The following is a 16789-nucleotide window of genomic DNA, read 5'->3' as shown; positions in this document are numbered from 1 at the left end:
GGACTGATATGCGCCGCTTGATCGCCCCCGGCTGGCCCGGTAACTTGCTGGCCGTGGTGGCCGGCGCCGTCACCACCCTGGCCCTGGCACCCTTCGACCTGTGGCCGTTTGCCCTGGTGGCCGTCGGATTGTTCTATGTCGGGCTCCGGGAACTGACGCCACGCCAGGCCCTGGGCCGTGGCTGGTGTTTCGGTTTCGGCCTGTTTGGCGCCGGCACCAGCTGGATCTACTACAGCATCCACCACTTTGGCGGCGCTTCGGCGCTGCTGGCCGGCTTCCTGATGCTGCTGTTCACCGCCGCCATCGCCTGGTTCTTCGCCCTGCCCGCGTGGCTATGGGCACGCTGGCTGCGCCGTAATGAGGCGCCGCTGGCGGACGCGCTGGCCTTTGCTGCGTTGTGGGTCGGCCAGGAAGCGTTCCGCGGTTGGTTCCTCACTGGCTTCCCGTGGCTGTACTCCGGCTATAGCCAGCTCGACGGCCCGCTCAGCGGACTCGCCCCGCTGGGCGGCATGTGGCTGATTTCCTTTGCCCTGGCACTCACGGCGGCCCTGCTGTGCAACCTGCCCCGCCTGTTGGCGGGCAAGCGCAACGCTTTTATCGGCGCGGGCCTGGTGCTGCTGGTTGGGCCATGGGCCGTCGGCTTTGCACTTAAACACCATGCCTGGACCAGCCCTGCCGGCGCGCCACTGAGCGTGGCCGCGATCCAGGGCAACGTCGAACAAAGCATGAAGTGGGACCCCGAGCAACTCAATGCGCAGCTGGCGCTGTACCGCGACATGAGCTTCAGCGCCAAGCGCACCGACCTGCTGATTTGGCCGGAAACCGCTGTACCGGTGCTCAAGGAGTCCGTCGAGGGTTACCTGGGCATGATGGGCAAGTTCGCCGCCGAGCGGAATTCCGCGCTGATTACCGGCGTACCGATTCGCCAGGAAGTCCATCACGAGAAGCGCTACTTCAACGGCATCACGGTTGTGGGCGAAGGCGACGGCACCTACCTCAAGCAAAAGCTGGTGCCTTTCGGTGAGTACGTGCCGCTGCAAGACCTGTTGCGCGGGCTGATCGCCTTCTTCGACCTGCCCATGTCGGACTTCGCCCGAGGCCCTTCTGACCAGGCCATGCTCCAGGCCAAGGGCTATCACGTTGCGCCGTTCATTTGCTACGAAGTGGTGTACCCGGAGTTTGCCGCAGGCCTGGCGGCCCAGAGCGACCTGCTGCTGACCATCAGCAACGACACGTGGTTCGGCCGCTCCATCGGCCCATTGCAACACCTGCAAATGGCGCAGATGCGGGCTTTGGAAGCCGGTCGCTGGATGATCCGCGCCACCAACAACGGCGTGACCGGCCTGATCAACCCATTCGGGCAGATCACTGCGCAGATCCCACAGTTCGAACGCGGGATTCTCTACGGAGAGGTCGTGCCGATGCACAACCTGACGCCGTACCTGCAATGGCGTTCGTGGCCGCTGATCATCGTGTGCGTGCTGCTGTTTGGCTGGGCGCTGCTGGCCGGCCGGATGTCCAAGGCGCTCTAACCGAATGTGGGAGGGGACTTGCTAACTCCCACATTTTGATCTGCGGTGTTATCGGTAGAACAACCGATACCCTACCTGCCCCACGGCCTCGTTGAGCAACTGCCCGCTCTGCCACACCGACTTGAACTCGGGCATCCAGCCTCCTAGCGGTCGCGCATTGTCTATGCCAAGGAACCCCACCGGCCCCGGCACCACCGTGAAACCGGCCTTCTCGAAGCTCCACACCGAACGCGGCATATGCCAGGCCTGGGTCACTACGACGACGCGCTTGATGCCCTGGGGCAACAGGATCTCGGCACTCATCTGTGCGTTTTCCCAGGTGGTACGGCTACGCTCTTCCTTCCAGCGTACGGTGACGCCAAAGTCATCCTGCATCGACACAGCCATCAGCTCGGCCTCGCTGGGCGGCGTGCCGTAGTGCAAGCCGCCGCTGGTCAACACCGGCAAGCCGGATGCCTTGGCCAGACGTGCGGCATAACGCTCGCGCTCCAACCCGATCCCGGTCGGCTGGTCAGTTCCCCATGCGGAGTCACCGCGCTCGCGCCCCGAACCCAGTACCACAATCGCATCGGCCCGTTGCGCCAGGCTCGCCCACTCTTCACGGGCCAGGGGTGGTTCGGTCTCCAGCGCATGCGCTCCCCATTGCACCATCACCGGCAGGCTCATCAGCCACATGCCCCCCAAACCCAGGGCAAAGCAAAACCCTGCCAGGCGCGGGCGGCTGCGACGAACCCACCAGGCGAACGCCAGCAACAGCAAGAAGATGCCGGGCGGCAGCAATAGTTGTTTGATGAAATAACGAAAAGGCATCGGGCATCTCCTAAGATGCCCGAAGCCTAGATGCAACGGGGTTCAGCGACAATCCTTACCAGCACATTCCGAGAAAAACCAACGACAGACACGCGGTTTATTTCACTTGCACCTCACCGCCTTGAGTTTGTCGCCTGCCCGCCCGGCGGACAGGTCCTTCAGCCAGATCACCTTGGCTGAACGCGTCGGCTCTTGAGACTGGGACGGCGGGGAAGCCTGCCCAGAAGAGGCGCGATGTTGATTCAATTCCAGGTAGCGCTTGATCAGTTCAAGTTCAGCCTGGCTCAAGCCTCGCAACTCCAGTTCCAGAGGCCGCTCATCACGCAATCGGCCTGCGGTTTTTGCAGCATCCAATGCCCGACCCAAACGGTCGATCAGCCCTTCATACAATTGCGGTTTCGTTAAGGTTCGCTGCGATTCACCCATCCCCTCACCTCATTGAAGAAATACTTGCTCCCCAATAAACAGCGTAGTCTGCGTGACTGTGCCTGCCCAGCGCCGCGACAGACGGCCTCGACCGCGCAATCAGGGTTTCCCTCGATAGAGTGGGGTCATGTATGCTACGGCGCTTCCTGTAACTCCACTTCCCGCAGGGTTTGGGCACAGACGCGCCGCTTTTTGGCGTCGATCACCTGAATGTTGTACCGAAGAGGATTAGGCCACCCCTATTCAGTTCAAAAGTAGCCATGCACGAACAATATCAGCCCCGTGAAATAGAAAATGCCGCCCAAACCTTCTGGGACGAGCAAAAGTCCTTTGAAGTCAGTGAACAGCCAGGCAAGGAGACTTACTACTGCCTATCGATGTTCCCTTACCCCAGCGGCAAGCTACACATGGGGCATGTGCGCAACTACACCATCGGCGACGTCATTTCCCGCTACCAGCGCATGCTCGGCAAGAACGTCCTGCAACCCATGGGTTGGGACGCCTTCGGCATGCCGGCGGAAAACGCCGCGATGAAAAACAACGTGGCGCCCGCCAAGTGGACCTACGAAAATATCGCCTACATGAAGACCCAGCTGCGCAGCCTGGGCCTGGCGGTGGACTGGTCCCGCGAAGTGACCACCTGCAAGCCGGACTACTACCGCTGGGAACAATGGCTGTTCACGCGCCTGTTCGAAAAGGGCGTGATCTACCGCAAGAACGGCACCGTGAACTGGGACCCGATCGACCAGACCGTACTGGCCAACGAGCAGGTCATCGACGGTCGCGGCTGGCGTTCCGGCGCGCTGATCGAAAAGCGCGAAATCCCGATGTACTACTTCAAGATCACCGCCTACGCGGATGAACTGCTGTCGAGCCTTGACGACCTGCCGGGCTGGCCGGAACAGGTCAAGACCATGCAGCGCAACTGGATCGGCAAATCCAAGGGCATGGAAGTGCAGTTCCCGTACAACGTCGGTTCGATCGGCGAAGCGGGCGCACTGAAAGTCTTCACCACCCGTCCGGACACCCTGATGGGCGCAACCTACGTTGCCGTCGCCGCCGAACACCCGCTGGCCACCCAGGCCGCGCAGAACAACCCTGAGCTGCAGGCATTCATCGCCGAATGCAAAGGCGGCAGCGTGGCCGAAGCCGACGTCGCCACCCAGGAAAAGAAAGGCCTGCCAACCGGCCTGTTCGTCGAACACCCGCTGACCGGCGAGAAGCTGCCGGTGTGGGTCGCCAACTACGTATTGATGCACTACGGTGACGGCGCGGTAATGGCTGTGCCGGCGCACGATGAACGCGATTTCGAGTTCGCCACCAAGTACAGCCTGCCGATCAAATCCGTGGTGCGCACCAGTTCCGGCGACACCAACCCGGCCCCGTGGCAAGACGCCTATGGCGAGCACGGCACGCTGATCAACTCCGGTGAGTTCGACGGCCTGGATTTCCAGGGCGCTTTCGACGCCATCGAAGTCGCCCTGATCAAGAAAAACCTCGGCGCCTCGCGCACCCAGTTCCGCCTGCGCGACTGGGGCATCAGCCGCCAGCGCTACTGGGGCTGCCCGATCCCGATCATCCACTGCGAAAGCTGCGGTGATGTACCGGTGCCGGAAGACCAATTGCCGGTGGTACTGCCGGAAGACGTGGTGCCGGATGGCGCCGGTTCGCCGCTGGCGCGCATGCCCGAGTTCTACGAGTGCAACTGCCCGAAATGCGGACAGCCGGCCAAGCGTGAAACCGACACCATGGACACCTTCGTCGAGTCCTCGTGGTACTACGCCCGCTACGCCTCGCCGCACTATGAGGGCGGCCTGGTGGAAAAGGCCGCGGCCGACCACTGGCTGCCGGTGGATCAGTACATCGGCGGTATCGAACACGCCATTCTTCACCTGCTGTACGCGCGTTTCTTCCACAAGCTGATGCGCGATGAAGGCCTGGTAAGCTCCGATGAACCGTTCAAGAACCTGCTGACCCAGGGCATGGTGATCGCCGAGACTTACTATCGCCGCGAAGCCAATGGCGCCTACACCTGGTTCAACCCGGCGGACGTCGAGCTTGAACGCGACAGCAAAGCCAAGGTGATCAGCGCCAAGCTGAAAGCCGACGGCCTGCCGGTGGAAATCGGCGGCACCGAGAAGATGGCCAAGTCGAAGAACAATGGCGTCGACCCACAGTCGATGATCGACCAGTTCGGCGCCGACACCTGCCGCCTGTTCATGATGTTCGCCTCGCCGCCCGACATGAGCGCCGAATGGTCCGACTCGGGCGTCGAAGGTTCACACCGCTTCCTCAAGCGCGTCTGGCGCCTGGCGCACGCCCATGTCAGCCAGGGCCTGCCGGGCAAGCTGGACGTTGCAGCCTTGAGCGATGAGCAGAAAGCCGTTCGCCGCAGCACTCATCTGGCTATCCGCCAAGCCAGCCAGGACGTGGGCCAGAACCACAAATTCAACACCGCCATCGCCCAGGTGATGACGCTGATGAACGTGCTGGAAAAAGCACCGCAAGCCACCGAACAGGACCGTGCGTTGATCCAGGAAGGCCTGGAAACCGTCACCCTGTTGCTGGCACCGATCACGCCGCACATCAGCCACGAACTGTGGAGCCGCCTGGGCCACAGCGACGCGGTCATCGATGCACGCTGGCCAGTGCAGGACGACAGCGCCCTGGTACAGGACACGCTGCAACTGGTGATCCAGGTCAACGGTAAACTGCGCGGCCAGATCGACATGCCGGCCAGCGCTTCTCGCGAGGAAGTTGAAGCGGCGGCGCGTTGCAACGAAAACGTGCTGCGCTTTACCGAAGGCCTGACGATCCGCAAAGTGATCGTAGTGCCGGGCAAACTGGTCAATATCGTCGCTAGCTAATCGGATCGGGCGCAGGGCTTGGGCCCTGCGCCGAACAAAGCCTTCAGGGCCTCGATAGGGCCCACATGGTTTCAAGGGGAGCAACAAAATGATCAAACGCAACCTGCTGGTAATGGGCCTTGCCGTGCTGCTGAGCGCTTGCGGCTTCCAGCTGCGCGGTACCGGCACCAACGAGCTGTCACTCAAGGAACTCGACGTCAGCGCCCGCAACGCCTACGGTGAGACCGTCAAGCAACTGCGCCAGACCCTGGAAAACAGCGGTGTGCACGTCTACGAAGGTGCGACTTACAAGCTGAACCTGATCGACGAGCAGGAAACCCAGCGTAACCTCAGCTACGCCAGCGCCGGTCGTGCGTCGGACATCGAGCTGAATACCAAAGTCGTGTATGAACTGCGTGGCCGTGATCAACTGCCATTGATGGGCGACAAGGTTGAAGTGCAGAAGGTCGTCAGCCACGACGGCAACAACCTGGTGGGCTCGGACTCGGAAATTATCCAGGTGCGCAAGGAAATGCGTCGTGAGCTGATCCAGCGTCTGATGGTCCGCCTGCAACAGCTGACCCCGGAAAAACTGGCAGCCCTGCAACAGACGGCTGACAACAAGGCCAAGGCTGACGCCGATGCCCTGAAAGCCGCGCAGGAGTATGAAGACAACACGCCGAAACAATCGCCTGTTGAAGTCCCTGCCGAGTAAGCCATACGGGGCGCCCCAGGCGCCCCGTTCGCCCTGCCTATGAAACTCGCTCCCGCTCAACTCGCCAAACACCTGCAAAGTGGCCTCGCGCCTGTCTACATCGTCAGTGGGGATGACCCGCTGCTGTGCCAGGAAGCCGCCGACGCTATCCGCGTGGCTGCGCGCCAGCAGGGCTTCGATGAACGCCAGGTGTTCAGCGCCGATGCCAGTTTCGACTGGGGGACGTTGTTGCAAGCCGGCGCGAGCATGTCGCTGTTCGCCGAAAAACGCCTGCTGGAACTGCGCCTGCCTTCGGGCAAACCCGGTGACAAGGGCGCAGCCGCCTTGATGGAATACTGCTCACGCCCCGCCGAAGACACGGTCTTGCTGATCAGCTTGCCCAAGCTCGATGGCAGTGCGCAGAAGACCAAGTGGGGCAAGGCGCTGGTTGAGGGTGCGCAGACCCAGTTCATCCAGATCTGGCCGGTAGACAGCAACCAGTTGCCCCAGTGGATTCGTCAACGGTTGTCCCAATCGGGGCTGTCGGCGACGCAAGACGCGGTCGAGCTGATCGCTGCGCGGGTCGAAGGCAACCTGCTTGCCGCCGCCCAGGAAATCGAAAAGCTCAAGCTGATGGCCGAGGATGGGCAGATCACCGTCGAAACCGTGCAAGGCGCAGTGGCTGACAGCGCGCGCTTCGACGTATTCGGGCTGGTGGATGCGATCCTCAACGGTGAGCCCGCCCACGCCCTGCGCATGCTCGAAGGGTTGCGCGGTGAAGGCGTCGAACCGCCGGTGATTCTCTGGGCCCTGGCCCGGGAGCTACGGGTGCTGGCCAATATTGCCCTGCAATACAGCCAGGGTACGCCCCTGGACAGAGCCTTCAGCCAAGCCAAGCCACCCGTCTGGGACAAACGCAAACCCCTGATGAGCAAAGCCCTGCAACGGCACTCGGCGCAACGCTGGGCGCAGTTATTGCTGGAGGCACAACGCATTGACGCGCAGATCAAGGGCCAGGCGGCAGGTTCGCCGTGGATGAGCCTGAGTCGCTTGTCGCTGTTGATGGCGGGTCAGCGGCTCAGCCTTCCCGCCGAATAACCGTCCTTCGCAGATTTTGACTGCGCTTACATTCCAAGAAACTTCTCAGGCTTTACAGCCGCACAACTTCGGCAGATTATTTGCACCGCTTCTTCCCCCCAACGAGAGTACCCACCATGAGCAAAAAGCCATCCAAGCATGGCCCCAACAAGGCCAAATCCATCATCGCCCAGCCACTGTTCCGCAGCCGTCAGGAACGCGCTGGCAAGGGCAAAGGCAGTTACCGCCGCGAAGCCTTCCAGTCTAATAGCTGGGAGGCTTCTTACTTTCTGGCTGCCTGAAGGCAAGCGCCCCTCCGGCATGATAAGGTCTGCACCTGATCTGTAATTCCTGGACCTGTGCATGCCCTCTAGTCTTTCCCGTCGTTGGCACCTTCGCCAATTGATCGCTGCCTCCAGCCTCATTCTGCTTGTCGCCTGCGCGGAAAAACCCACCGCCGCAGATGCCCAGCCCCTGCCTAAACTCCAGACCGCGCCGGCCGTAGCGCCCGCAGTGGTGGCCCCGTTGGCGGTGGACAATCTCGATATCCAGCCGACCCAAACCTTTGCCGAGTGGATGGCCGGGTTTCGTGCCGAAGCCCTGAAGGCCGGCATCACGCCGGCGGTGTTCGATAACGCCTTTGCCGGGGTCACTCCCGATATGGCGGTTATCCGCGCCGACCGCAGCCAACCAGAGTTTTCCCGCCCGGTATGGGAATACCTCGACGGTGCACTGTCGCCGCTGCGTGTACGTAATGGCCAGGCCTTGCTGATCAAATACGCCGACATCCTGCAACGCATCGAGGAGCGTTACGGCGTTGATCGCCAAGCACTGGTCTCCGTCTGGGGCATGGAAAGCAACTTCGGCCAGTTCCAGGGCAACAATTCGGTGATTCGCTCCCTGGCGACCCTGGCCTATGAAGGCCGTCGCCCGGCGTTCGCCCAGGCCCAACTGCTGGCGGCGCTGCAAATCATCCAGCATGGCGATATCGCTGCCGACCAGATGAAAGGCTCCTGGGCCGGCGCCATGGGCCAGACCCAGTTCATCCCGACCACCTATAACACCCACGCGGTCGACTTCGACGGCGACGGTCGCCGCGACATCTGGAACAGCCCGGCCGACGCCCTCGCCTCCACCGCCCATTACCTGCAGAGCTCCGGCTGGCAGCGCGGCCAGCCGTGGGGCTTTGAAGTACGGCAATTGCCAGCCAACTTCGACTACAGCCTGGCCGACGGAGGCATCCGCAAGACCGTCGCCGAATGGATGCGGCTGGGTATCCAACTGCCGCCCGGCAGCAGTATGCCGCCGAATGTCGAGCAACTCTCCGCCGCCCTGCTGCTGCCGGCCGGTTATCGAGGCCCGGCATTCCTGGTGCTGGATAACTTCCGGGCAATCCTCAAGTACAACAACTCTTCATCCTATGCGCTGGCGGTGGGCTTGTTGTCGCAGCGGTTTACCGGAGCAGGTGTGATCCTTGGCAGCTGGCCTAAGGACGAGCTGCCGCTGAGCCGCTCCCAGCGTATAGATTTGCAGACAGTGCTCAGCGCCAAGGGTTATGACGCGGGCAACGCAGACGGGATCATCGGCGCGAATACGCGCAAGGCCATTCGCGCGGCGCAGCAGTCATTGGGCTGGCCGGCAGATGGGTATCCGACGGTGAAGCTGCTGGAGTCGTTGCAGGGCCGATAGATCGGCTTATGGCGACTGGCGCCATCGGGAGCAAGCCCCCTCCCACACTGGCTGTATTCACATATCTGAATTTGTGAACACCGTCGTTGTGGGAGGGGGCTTGCTCCCGATGGCGGTTTCAGGGTTTAAACACCACATCCTGTTCCAACACCACCCGCTGCTCCCCCGCATCCAACCGCACCAACGCGCCCATCGGCAGTGTCAGGTTCGGATCGCAATGCCCACTGCGCCAGCCGGACAGCACCGGAATGCACAGCGGCTCGAAGGTCTGCTTCAGCAGGCGCTCTAACGCCGCTTGATCCACCCCGGCGACATCCCCCACCAGCACGCCGGCGACCTGGGCCAACTTGCCTGCCAGGCGCAAATGGGTCAGCAGCCGGTCGATCCGGTAAAGGGGTTCGTTGACGTCTTCGATCAACAGGATGATGCCCTCAGCCTCGATCTCGTAAGGCGTGCCCATCACTGCCGCGATCATCGACAGGTTGCCGCCCAGCAAGCGCCCGCAGGCAATGCCCGGCGAGACGGTGCTCAACGGGTAGGCCACCGGGTGCGCTAGCACGCTGCCGGTGCCCAGTTGGCCGCGCAGCATGGCGAACAATGAAGACTCGGTAGGTGGCAGCTTGCCTCCCAACAGGTCGGCATTGAGCATGGGGCCATGGAAGGTCACGAACCCCGCGTAACGGCTGATTGCCAGGTGCAGCGCGGTAATGTCGCTATAGCCCACGAAAGGCTTGGGGTGGGTGCGTAGCAGGTCGAAATCGATGCTATCGAGCAGCCGGGGCGTGCCGTAGCCGCCGCGCAGGCAGAAGATCGCGTCGATGTCAGGGTCGGCAAACGCCTTGTGAAGATCGTTGAGGCGGGTTTTATCGCTGCCGGCAAGGTAGCCGTCGCGCTCGTAGACCCCAGGAAAGATTCGCAGCTGGTAGCCGCGGGCACGCATCCACTGGCCGGCTTTTTCGACATCCAGCGCGGCGGGGCCGGCGGGTGCGATCAGGGCAATGGTGCCTTCGGAACGCAGGGCTGGAACGGCTACGGTCATACACAACTCTCCCTAACTGACACGCAACGAAATGTGGGAGGGGGCTTGCTCCCGATAGCGGTACATCTGCAGCACATAAGCTGCCTGATACTCCGTTATCGGGAGCAAGCCCCCTCCCACATTGGGTCTGAATCCCTATCAGGAAACCAGGCTTGCCTTGACCAGCTTGGCCTGCTCATCGGCATGGTACGAGGAGCGTACCAACGGGCCGGAAGCCACGTTCTTGAAGCCCATCTTGTAACCTTCCTCGGCGAACCAGGCGAAGGTGTCCGGGTGCACGAAACGCTGCACCGGCAGGTGGCTGCGCGACGGTTGCAAGTACTGGCCCAGGGTCAGCATGTCGATGTCGTGCTCGCGCATGCGCTTCATGACTTCGATCACTTCCTCGTCCGTCTCGCCCAGGCCGAGCATCAGGCCGGATTTGGTCGGAATGTGCGGCATCATCTGCTTGAATTTCTGCAGCAGGGTCAGCGACCACTGGTAGTCCGAACCAGGACGTGCAGCCTTGTACAGGCGTGGCACGGTTTCCAGGTTGTGGTTGAACACATCCGGCGGCTCGGCAGCGGTGATTTCAAGCGCTACGTCCATACGGCCGCGGTAGTCCGGCACCAGGGTTTCCAGCATCACGTTCGGCGACAGCTTGCGGATTTCACGAATGCAGTCGGCAAAGTGCTGGGCACCGCCGTCGCGCAGGTCGTCACGGTCTACCGAAGTGATCACTACGTACTTGAGGCGCAGGTCGGCGATGGCGATGGCCAGGCTTTCCGGCTCGTTGACGTCCAATGGCTTCGGCCGGCCGTGGCCAACGTCGCAGAACGGGCAACGACGGGTGCAGATATCACCCATGATCATGAAGGTGGCGGTGCCGCCGGAGAAGCATTCGCCCAGGTTCGGGCAGGAGGCCTCTTCGCACACGCTATGCAGCTTGTGCTTGCGCAGCAGGGACTTGATACGGTCGACTTCCGGGGAAACCGGGATGCGCACGCGGATCCAGTCAGGTTTCTTCGGCAGTTCGGTGGTCGGGATGATCTTCACCGGGATGCGTGCAACCTTCTCGGCGCCGCGCAGCTTGACGCCGGCTTCCACCTTGGCACGCGGGGCCGGGGCCGGACGTTCGGTAACGTCCACCGTCGGGATCATGGTTTGCACTGCATCAGTAGTCATAATCAGTCGATTCCGCCCGTCAGGGTCGTCTGCTCAGCATAGTCGAGGTGTTTGACGAGCTGCGCACGCAGCCGGGCACTTACCTCGGCAAATTTAATCGGTGTGGCATGCTCGCTCAATTGGGTCATGGCCAGCCCGGCGTAACCGCACGGGTTGATCCGGCGAAACGGCGCCAGGTCCATGTCCACGTTCAGGGCCAGGCCATGAAAGGAACACCCATGACGAATACGCAGCCCCAGCGAAGCGATTTTCGCGCCTTGCACGTACACACCCGGCGCATCGGGCTTGGCCGCGGCCGTCACGCCGTAACTGGCCAACAGCTCGATCAGGCAAGCCTCCATGCGGCTGACCAGATCGCGTACGCCGAAACCCAGCTTGCGTACGTCCAGCAGCAGGTAAGCCACCAGTTGACCAGGCCCATGGTAAGTCACCTGGCCACCTCGGTCGACCTGCACCACCGGAATATCACCCGGCAGCAGCAGATGCTCGGCCTTGCCGGCCTGGCCCTGGGTGAACACCGGCGGGTGTTCCACCAGCCAGACTTCATCGGCAGCCGAAGTACCGCGTTCGTTGGTGAAGCGCTGCATGGCATGCCAGACGGGCTCGTAGTCCATCCGGCCGAGCTCGCGAAAGCCCAGGACCTGCGACATCACAGCACCATGTGTACGAAGCCGGTGGCCCGCAGTTCGCTGTTGATGTTGTAGAGCTGGTCCTGATCCGTCGCAACGATGTGCAATTGGATCGTGGTGTACTTACCGTTGGTGCTCGAACGCTCGTCCACCCGGTTGTCGTTGATCGTGGCGTGTTTACGTACGATCTCGAGAATCCTGTCCTTGTTGCCTACACCGGTATCGCTGATCACTTTGACTGGATAATCAGTCACTGGGAATTCGATCTTTGGCGCCTTTACTTCTTTATCGGTCATGGCGTAACGGCCTCGTAAGCGTAAGCCGTGGCGACGGGCAAAGCCCCGTGTCGGGTCGACACGGGGCTTTGCAGGTGCACACTATCAGTTGAACAAGCTGTAGAAGAATAGACGGATGCTATCCCACACGCGGCGGAAGATACCACCTTCATCGACGGCGTCCAGAGCGATCAAGTCGGCGCTGTGCACCACTTTGTCGTCCAGCTTCACTTCGACCTTACCGATCACGTCGCCCTTGGCGATTGGCGCAACCAGATGCGGGTTCATGGTCATGCTGGCAGCGAGCTTTTTCAGCTGGCCTTTCGGCATGGTCAGGGTCAGGTCTTCAGCCAGGCCGGCCTTGACTTGGGAAGTTGCGCCTTTCCATACCGGCGCGGTCGCAAGCTCGGCACCCTTCTTGTAGAAGGTCTGGGTTTCGAAGAAACGGAAGCCGTAAGTCAGCAGTTTTTGCGTCTCGGCCGCACGGGCCTGCTCGCTGTTGGTACCGAAGACTACAGCGATCAGACGCTGGCCATCACGTACAGCGGACGACACCATGCAGTATCCGGCTTCGTCGGTGTGGCCGGTTTTCAGACCGTCGACGGTCTTGTCACGCCACAGCAACAGGTTGCGGTTAGGCTGCTTGATGTTGTTCCAGAAGAATTCTTTCTGGGAGTAGATCGCGTAGTGAACCGGGTCGACACGGATGATGGCACGAGCCAGTACCGCCATGTCATGCGCCGAGGAGTAGTGCTCAGGGTTCGGCAGGCCGGTCGGGTTCATGAAGTGGCTATTGGTCATGCCCAGGTCGCCGGCGGTCTTGTTCATCAGGTCGGCGAATGCATCTTCGCTGCCGGCGATGTGCTCGGACAGGGCGACGCTGGCGTCGTTACCGGACTGGATAATGATGCCGTGCAGCAGGTCACTGACAGTCACCTGCGAACCCACCTTGATGAACATCCGCGAACCGCCGGTACGCCAGGCGTTTTCGCTGACGGTCACCGGGTCGTTCTCGCCGATCTGGCCGCGACGGATTTCCAGGGTCGCGATGTAAGCCGTCATCAGCTTGGTCAGGCTGGCCGGTGGCAGGCGTTCGTCACCGTTGCTCTCGACCAGCACGTTGCCGCTGGCGGCATCCATGAGGACCCAGGCCTTGGCGGCCAGTTGCGGGGAAGCCGGCACCATCTCAGCCGCCCAGGCGGCCGGGGTGATGATCAGCGAAAGAAGCAGGCACGTGCGTTTGGCTAAGGTGGTGATGTTCATCCGTCTCTCGAAATTGCTTATAAAAACTTGCCCTCGCGGGCAAAACTATTCAGACAGCCCGCTTCCAGACTGTCGCGTGTTCGGTTGCCCGCTCACCCCTTGCCCCTGGGTTTTTATTGTTCAACGAGCCAACAACCAAGGCTCGAACCCGCGTGCGGGCCCAAGCCATCAATCCCTTACTTTTACTCTGCGGTGACCACGCTGGGTTGCCCCAGGTTGGCCAGACGCACGCTGTTCTGTACTTGCGCAACCTCGCTCGGCGAGCCGATCGGGCCCATGCGCACACGGTGCAGGGTCTGCTGGTTACGCACGATGGAGCTGATGAATACCGGCGCCCTGACCATACCGCTGAGTTTCGACCTTAGCAGTTCCGCCGCGTCCGGGTTGGCGAAAGCGCCCACTTGCAGGTATTGCCCGCCGGCCATCGAGGCGCCGGGTGCGGCACGCGGTACAATCACGGTATCCGGTGCGTGCTGCGCCGGCGGCGGCGTCCACTGTTCGATCTTGCCGGCCGAAGCGGTGACCTGTGGCTGTGGCGTCTGCGGTTCGTTGAGCATCAACGGCGCCGGCTTGCCACGCTGGGCCCAGTACTGCGCCGGGTCGATACCTTCAACCTTCACCCGCGCCGTGCCGGTCTCGGCATAACCGAGCTTCTTGGCGGCCGCGTAGGACAGGTCGATGATCCGGTCGGAATAGAACGGCCCCCGATCATTGACCCGCAGGATCACCGTGCGATTGTTGTCCAGGTTGGTCACCCGCACATAGCTGGGCAGCGGCAAGGTCTTGTGGGCCGCGCTCATGCCGTACAGGTCATACACTTCGCCATTGGCAGTGTTCTGGCCGTGGAACTTGGTGCCGTACCAGGACGCCGTGCCCGTTTGCGAGTAGCTCTTGGAGTCCTGCAACGGGAAGTAGTTTTTACCCAGCACGGTATAGGGGTTGGCCTTGTACGGGCCGGTGTGCAGGGTTGGGGTGGCGTCCGGGATCTTCGAAACATCGACATCCCACCACGGTGCGCCATCTTTATGCGCACGGTTGATGTCCAGGCCCGGCTGGGCGCGGACGATAGCCCCGCCCTTCGACGCGGGTGCGCGACTGGTCGTGGAGGAGCAACTGACAACCAGCAAGGACAACGCGGCAAACGCCACCAGCTTGAGCGGTTTATTGAACGGCGATACCCGCATTACTTGTTGCCCCGTGCTTGGACCAGCATGTCTGACAGCTGATGCACGGCCATGGCGTACATCACGCTGCGGTTATAACGCGTGATTGCGTAGAAATTCTTCAGGCCCATCCAGTATTCCGGGCCATTTTCACCTTCCAGGCGGAACGCCGTCACCGGCATATCATCGCGTGGCGCATTCTGACTCGACCAGCCCAGCGCCCGCAACTCCCCGACCGTCTTGGCAGGCTCGATACCCTGGGTCAGGCCTTCATCGGCGCGATCGCCGGTCACATCGGCACGGATCACCACGGGTTCGCCGGCCACCCAGCCATGGCGCTTGAAGTAGCTGGCCACGCTGCCAATCGCGTCGTCGGGGTTGCTCCAGATATTGATGTGGCCGTCGCCGTCGAAATCCACCGCATAAGCCCGGAAGCTGCTCGGCATGAATTGCGGCAGGCCCATTGCGCCGGCATAGGAGCCCTTGAGGGTCAACGGGTCAACCTGCTCTTCGCGAGCCAGCAAGAGAAATTCGCGCAGCTCCTTACGGAAGAATTCGGCGCGCGGCGGGTAATCGAAGCCCAGGGTCGACAAGGCGTCGATCACCCGGTAACTGCCGGTATTGCGCCCGTAGAAGGTTTCAATGCCGATGATCGCAACGATGACCTGGGCCGGCACACCGTATTCCTGTTCGGCGCGGGCCAGTACGGCCTCATGCTGACGCCAGAAGTCCACGCCACGCGCCACGCGGGCATCGGTGAGGAACATGGGACGATATTCCTTCCACTGCTTCACGCGTTCGGCGGGGCGCGAGATCGCGTCGAGGATCGCCTGCTTGCGCTGGGCTTCGCGAAACACGCCCATCAGCTGTTCGCCAGCGAAACCGTAGTCGCGGGTCATTTCACCGACAAATTCGGCAACCTGCGGTGAACCATCGTAGTCACCGGCCAGCGCCTCCTGCGTCGCGCCCAGCAGCCCGACCAGGCCCATCCAGGACGCGTGCCGAGTCGCCCAGCCGCGCATTACTTGCATTGACATCTTCACCTTATTCAAACCTGTGCGATCCACTTGCGATGCGTATGAATCGACATCAAAACCCCAAACGCTGACAGCAATGTCACCAGCGAAGTTCCGCCGTAGCTAATGAACGGCAACGGCACCCCAACCACCGGCAGCAGGCCACTGACCATACCGATGTTGACGAAAACGTAAACAAAAAAAGTCATGGTCAGGCTGCCGGCCAGCAATTTACCGAACAGCGTCTGCGCCTGGGCGGTAATCACCAACCCGCGACCGATCAGCAGCAGATAGATCAGCAACAGCGCGCAGATGCCCACCAGGCCGAACTCTTCACCCATCACCGCAATAATGAAGTCGGTGTGGCTTTCCGGCAAAAAGTCCAGGTGCGACTGGGTGCCCAGCAACCAACCCTTGCCAAATACGCCACCTGAGCCAATGGCCGCCTTGGACTGGATGATGTTCCAGCCGGTGCCCAACGGGTCGCTTTCCGGGTCGAGGAAGGTCAAGATCCGTTGCTTCTGGTAATCGTGCATAAAGAAGAACCACATGGCCACGGCCACGGGGATGGCGGCAGCCAATACGCTGAGAATCCAGCGCCAGCGCAGCCCACCCATGAACAGCACGAACGCACCACCCGCGAGAATCAACAGCGAGGTGCCAAGGTCGGGTTGGCGCACGATCAGGATAAACGGTACGCCGATCAGGATCAGGCTGATGCCCACATGCTTGAGCTGCGGCGGCAAGGTGCGCTTGGACAGGTACCAGGCGATGGTCGCCGGCATCAGGATCTTCATGAATTCCGACGGCTGGAAGCGAATCACCCCTGGAATGTTGATCCAGCGGGTCGCACCCATGGCGTTATGCCCCATCACATCCACCACCACCAGCAGCAACACACCGGCCACGTAACCCAGCGGCACCCAGCGCGCCATGAACCGTGGCTCCAGCTGGGCGATCACCACCATCGACAACAGTCCCAGGCCGAACGAGGACGCTTGTTTGATCAGCAAATCCCAGTTTTTGCCGCTGGCCGAATACAGCACGAACAGGCTGCCGGCCGCCAGGGTCAGCAGCAGGATCAACAACGGGCCATCAATGTGCATGCGCTGCAGCAGCGTCGCACGGCGACGCATCACATCGTCGCTGGAGAGGATGCGGTCAAA

16 protein-coding genes are annotated in these 16789 nt (G+C 61.6%); 6 read left to right on the top strand and 10 right to left on the bottom strand.

All coding sequences use genetic code 11. The features are described from left to right. Positions 1-8 precede the first annotated feature (8 nt). Positions 9-1532 carry an apolipoprotein N-acyltransferase gene (gene lnt, locus ACQRBT_RS27320; protein ID WP_412047079.1) on the top strand — a complete coding sequence of 508 codons (1524 nt, stop codon included), beginning with the start codon at positions 9-11 and terminating at the stop codon, positions 1530-1532. Between the two features lie 48 nt (positions 1533-1580). On the opposite strand, the gene ACQRBT_RS27315 is transcribed toward lnt, so the two are convergent. Together ACQRBT_RS27315 and ACQRBT_RS27310 are read right to left on the bottom strand one after the other, a co-directional pair. Further along, the gene (locus ACQRBT_RS27315; RefSeq protein WP_244385031.1) at positions 1581-2342 is read right to left on the bottom strand and encodes a YdcF family protein; all 762 of its coding nucleotides are present in this window, start codon (positions 2340-2342) and stop codon (positions 1581-1583) included. Between the two features lie 102 nt (positions 2343-2444). Then, the gene (locus ACQRBT_RS27310) at positions 2445-2768 is read right to left on the bottom strand and encodes a hypothetical protein (protein WP_060754716.1); all 324 of its coding nucleotides are present in this window, start codon (positions 2766-2768) and stop codon (positions 2445-2447) included. A 260-nt stretch (positions 2769-3028) separates the two neighbouring features. Between ACQRBT_RS27310 and leuS the strand changes: the two genes are divergently transcribed. The 5 genes from leuS to ACQRBT_RS27285 all read left to right on the top strand — a co-directional run bounded on the left by leuS (position 3029) and on the right by ACQRBT_RS27285 (position 9074). After that, complete coding sequence (leuS, locus tag ACQRBT_RS27305) at positions 3029-5635, top strand: leucine--tRNA ligase (protein ID WP_412047080.1); 2607 nt, start codon at positions 3029-3031, stop codon at positions 5633-5635. An 88-nt stretch (positions 5636-5723) separates the two neighbouring features. Continuing rightward, a complete protein-coding gene (gene lptE / locus ACQRBT_RS27300) occupies positions 5724-6329 on the top strand; it encodes an LPS assembly lipoprotein LptE (RefSeq protein WP_060754718.1) in 606 nt (201 codons plus the stop codon). A 39-nt stretch (positions 6330-6368) separates the two neighbouring features. Next, positions 6369-7406 (top strand): DNA polymerase III subunit delta, encoded by a 1038-nt coding sequence (holA, locus tag ACQRBT_RS27295; protein ID WP_090365653.1) that lies wholly within the window; start codon positions 6369-6371, stop codon positions 7404-7406. A 116-nt stretch (positions 7407-7522) separates the two neighbouring features. Continuing rightward, positions 7523-7687, top strand: a complete 165-nt coding sequence (arfA, locus tag ACQRBT_RS27290) for an alternative ribosome rescue factor ArfA (RefSeq protein ID WP_003176285.1) — start codon at positions 7523-7525, stop codon at positions 7685-7687. 61 nt (positions 7688-7748) lie between these two features. Beyond that, positions 7749-9074, top strand: coding sequence for a lytic murein transglycosylase (locus ACQRBT_RS27285; protein WP_412047081.1), 1326 nt, complete (start codon positions 7749-7751; stop codon positions 9072-9074). 118 nt (positions 9075-9192) lie between these two features. Here ACQRBT_RS27285 and ACQRBT_RS27280 read toward each other — a convergent pair whose 3' ends face one another. The 8 genes from ACQRBT_RS27280 to rodA form a co-directional block, all read right to left on the bottom strand. Then, the gene (locus tag ACQRBT_RS27280; RefSeq protein WP_244700714.1) at positions 9193-10113 is read right to left on the bottom strand and encodes a S66 peptidase family protein; all 921 of its coding nucleotides are present in this window, start codon (positions 10111-10113) and stop codon (positions 9193-9195) included. Between the two features lie 138 nt (positions 10114-10251). Further along, positions 10252-11253, bottom strand: a complete 1002-nt coding sequence (gene lipA, locus ACQRBT_RS27275; protein WP_161548486.1) for a lipoyl synthase — start codon at positions 11251-11253, stop codon at positions 10252-10254. Positions 11254-11279: 26 nt separating this feature from the next. Then, on the bottom strand, positions 11280-11927 hold the full coding sequence (lipB, locus tag ACQRBT_RS27270; protein ID WP_060754723.1) for a lipoyl(octanoyl) transferase LipB: 648 nt from the start codon (positions 11925-11927) through the stop codon (positions 11280-11282). Then, entirely contained in the window at positions 11927-12202 is a 276-nt protein-coding gene (locus tag ACQRBT_RS27265) for a DUF493 domain-containing protein (protein WP_060754724.1), read from the bottom strand. The genes lipB and ACQRBT_RS27265 overlap by 1 nt, the downstream gene beginning before the upstream one ends. Before the next feature lie 84 nt (positions 12203-12286). Beyond that, the gene (locus ACQRBT_RS27260) at positions 12287-13444 is read right to left on the bottom strand and encodes a D-alanyl-D-alanine carboxypeptidase family protein (RefSeq protein WP_060754725.1); all 1158 of its coding nucleotides are present in this window, start codon (positions 13442-13444) and stop codon (positions 12287-12289) included. Between the two features lie 182 nt (positions 13445-13626). Continuing rightward, positions 13627-14628 carry a septal ring lytic transglycosylase RlpA family protein gene (locus tag ACQRBT_RS27255; protein ID WP_412047082.1) on the bottom strand — a complete coding sequence of 334 codons (1002 nt, stop codon included), beginning with the start codon at positions 14626-14628 and terminating at the stop codon, positions 13627-13629. After that, positions 14628-15638, bottom strand: coding sequence for a lytic murein transglycosylase B (gene mltB / locus ACQRBT_RS27250; protein WP_060754727.1), 1011 nt, complete (start codon positions 15636-15638; stop codon positions 14628-14630). Before mltB ends, ACQRBT_RS27255 begins: the two co-directional genes overlap by 1 nt. 17 nt (positions 15639-15655) lie before the next feature. Then, positions 15656-16759, bottom strand: a complete 1104-nt coding sequence (gene rodA, locus ACQRBT_RS27245; RefSeq protein ID WP_057703348.1) for a rod shape-determining protein RodA — start codon at positions 16757-16759, stop codon at positions 15656-15658. Positions 16760-16789: the final 30 nt, after the last annotated feature.

Source organism: Pseudomonas sp. R19M (assembly GCF_050312585.1).
GTDB classification, from domain to species: domain Bacteria; phylum Pseudomonadota; class Gammaproteobacteria; order Pseudomonadales; family Pseudomonadaceae; genus Aquipseudomonas; species Aquipseudomonas palleroniana.
This window is presented reverse-complemented; position numbering and strand designations above follow the sequence as displayed.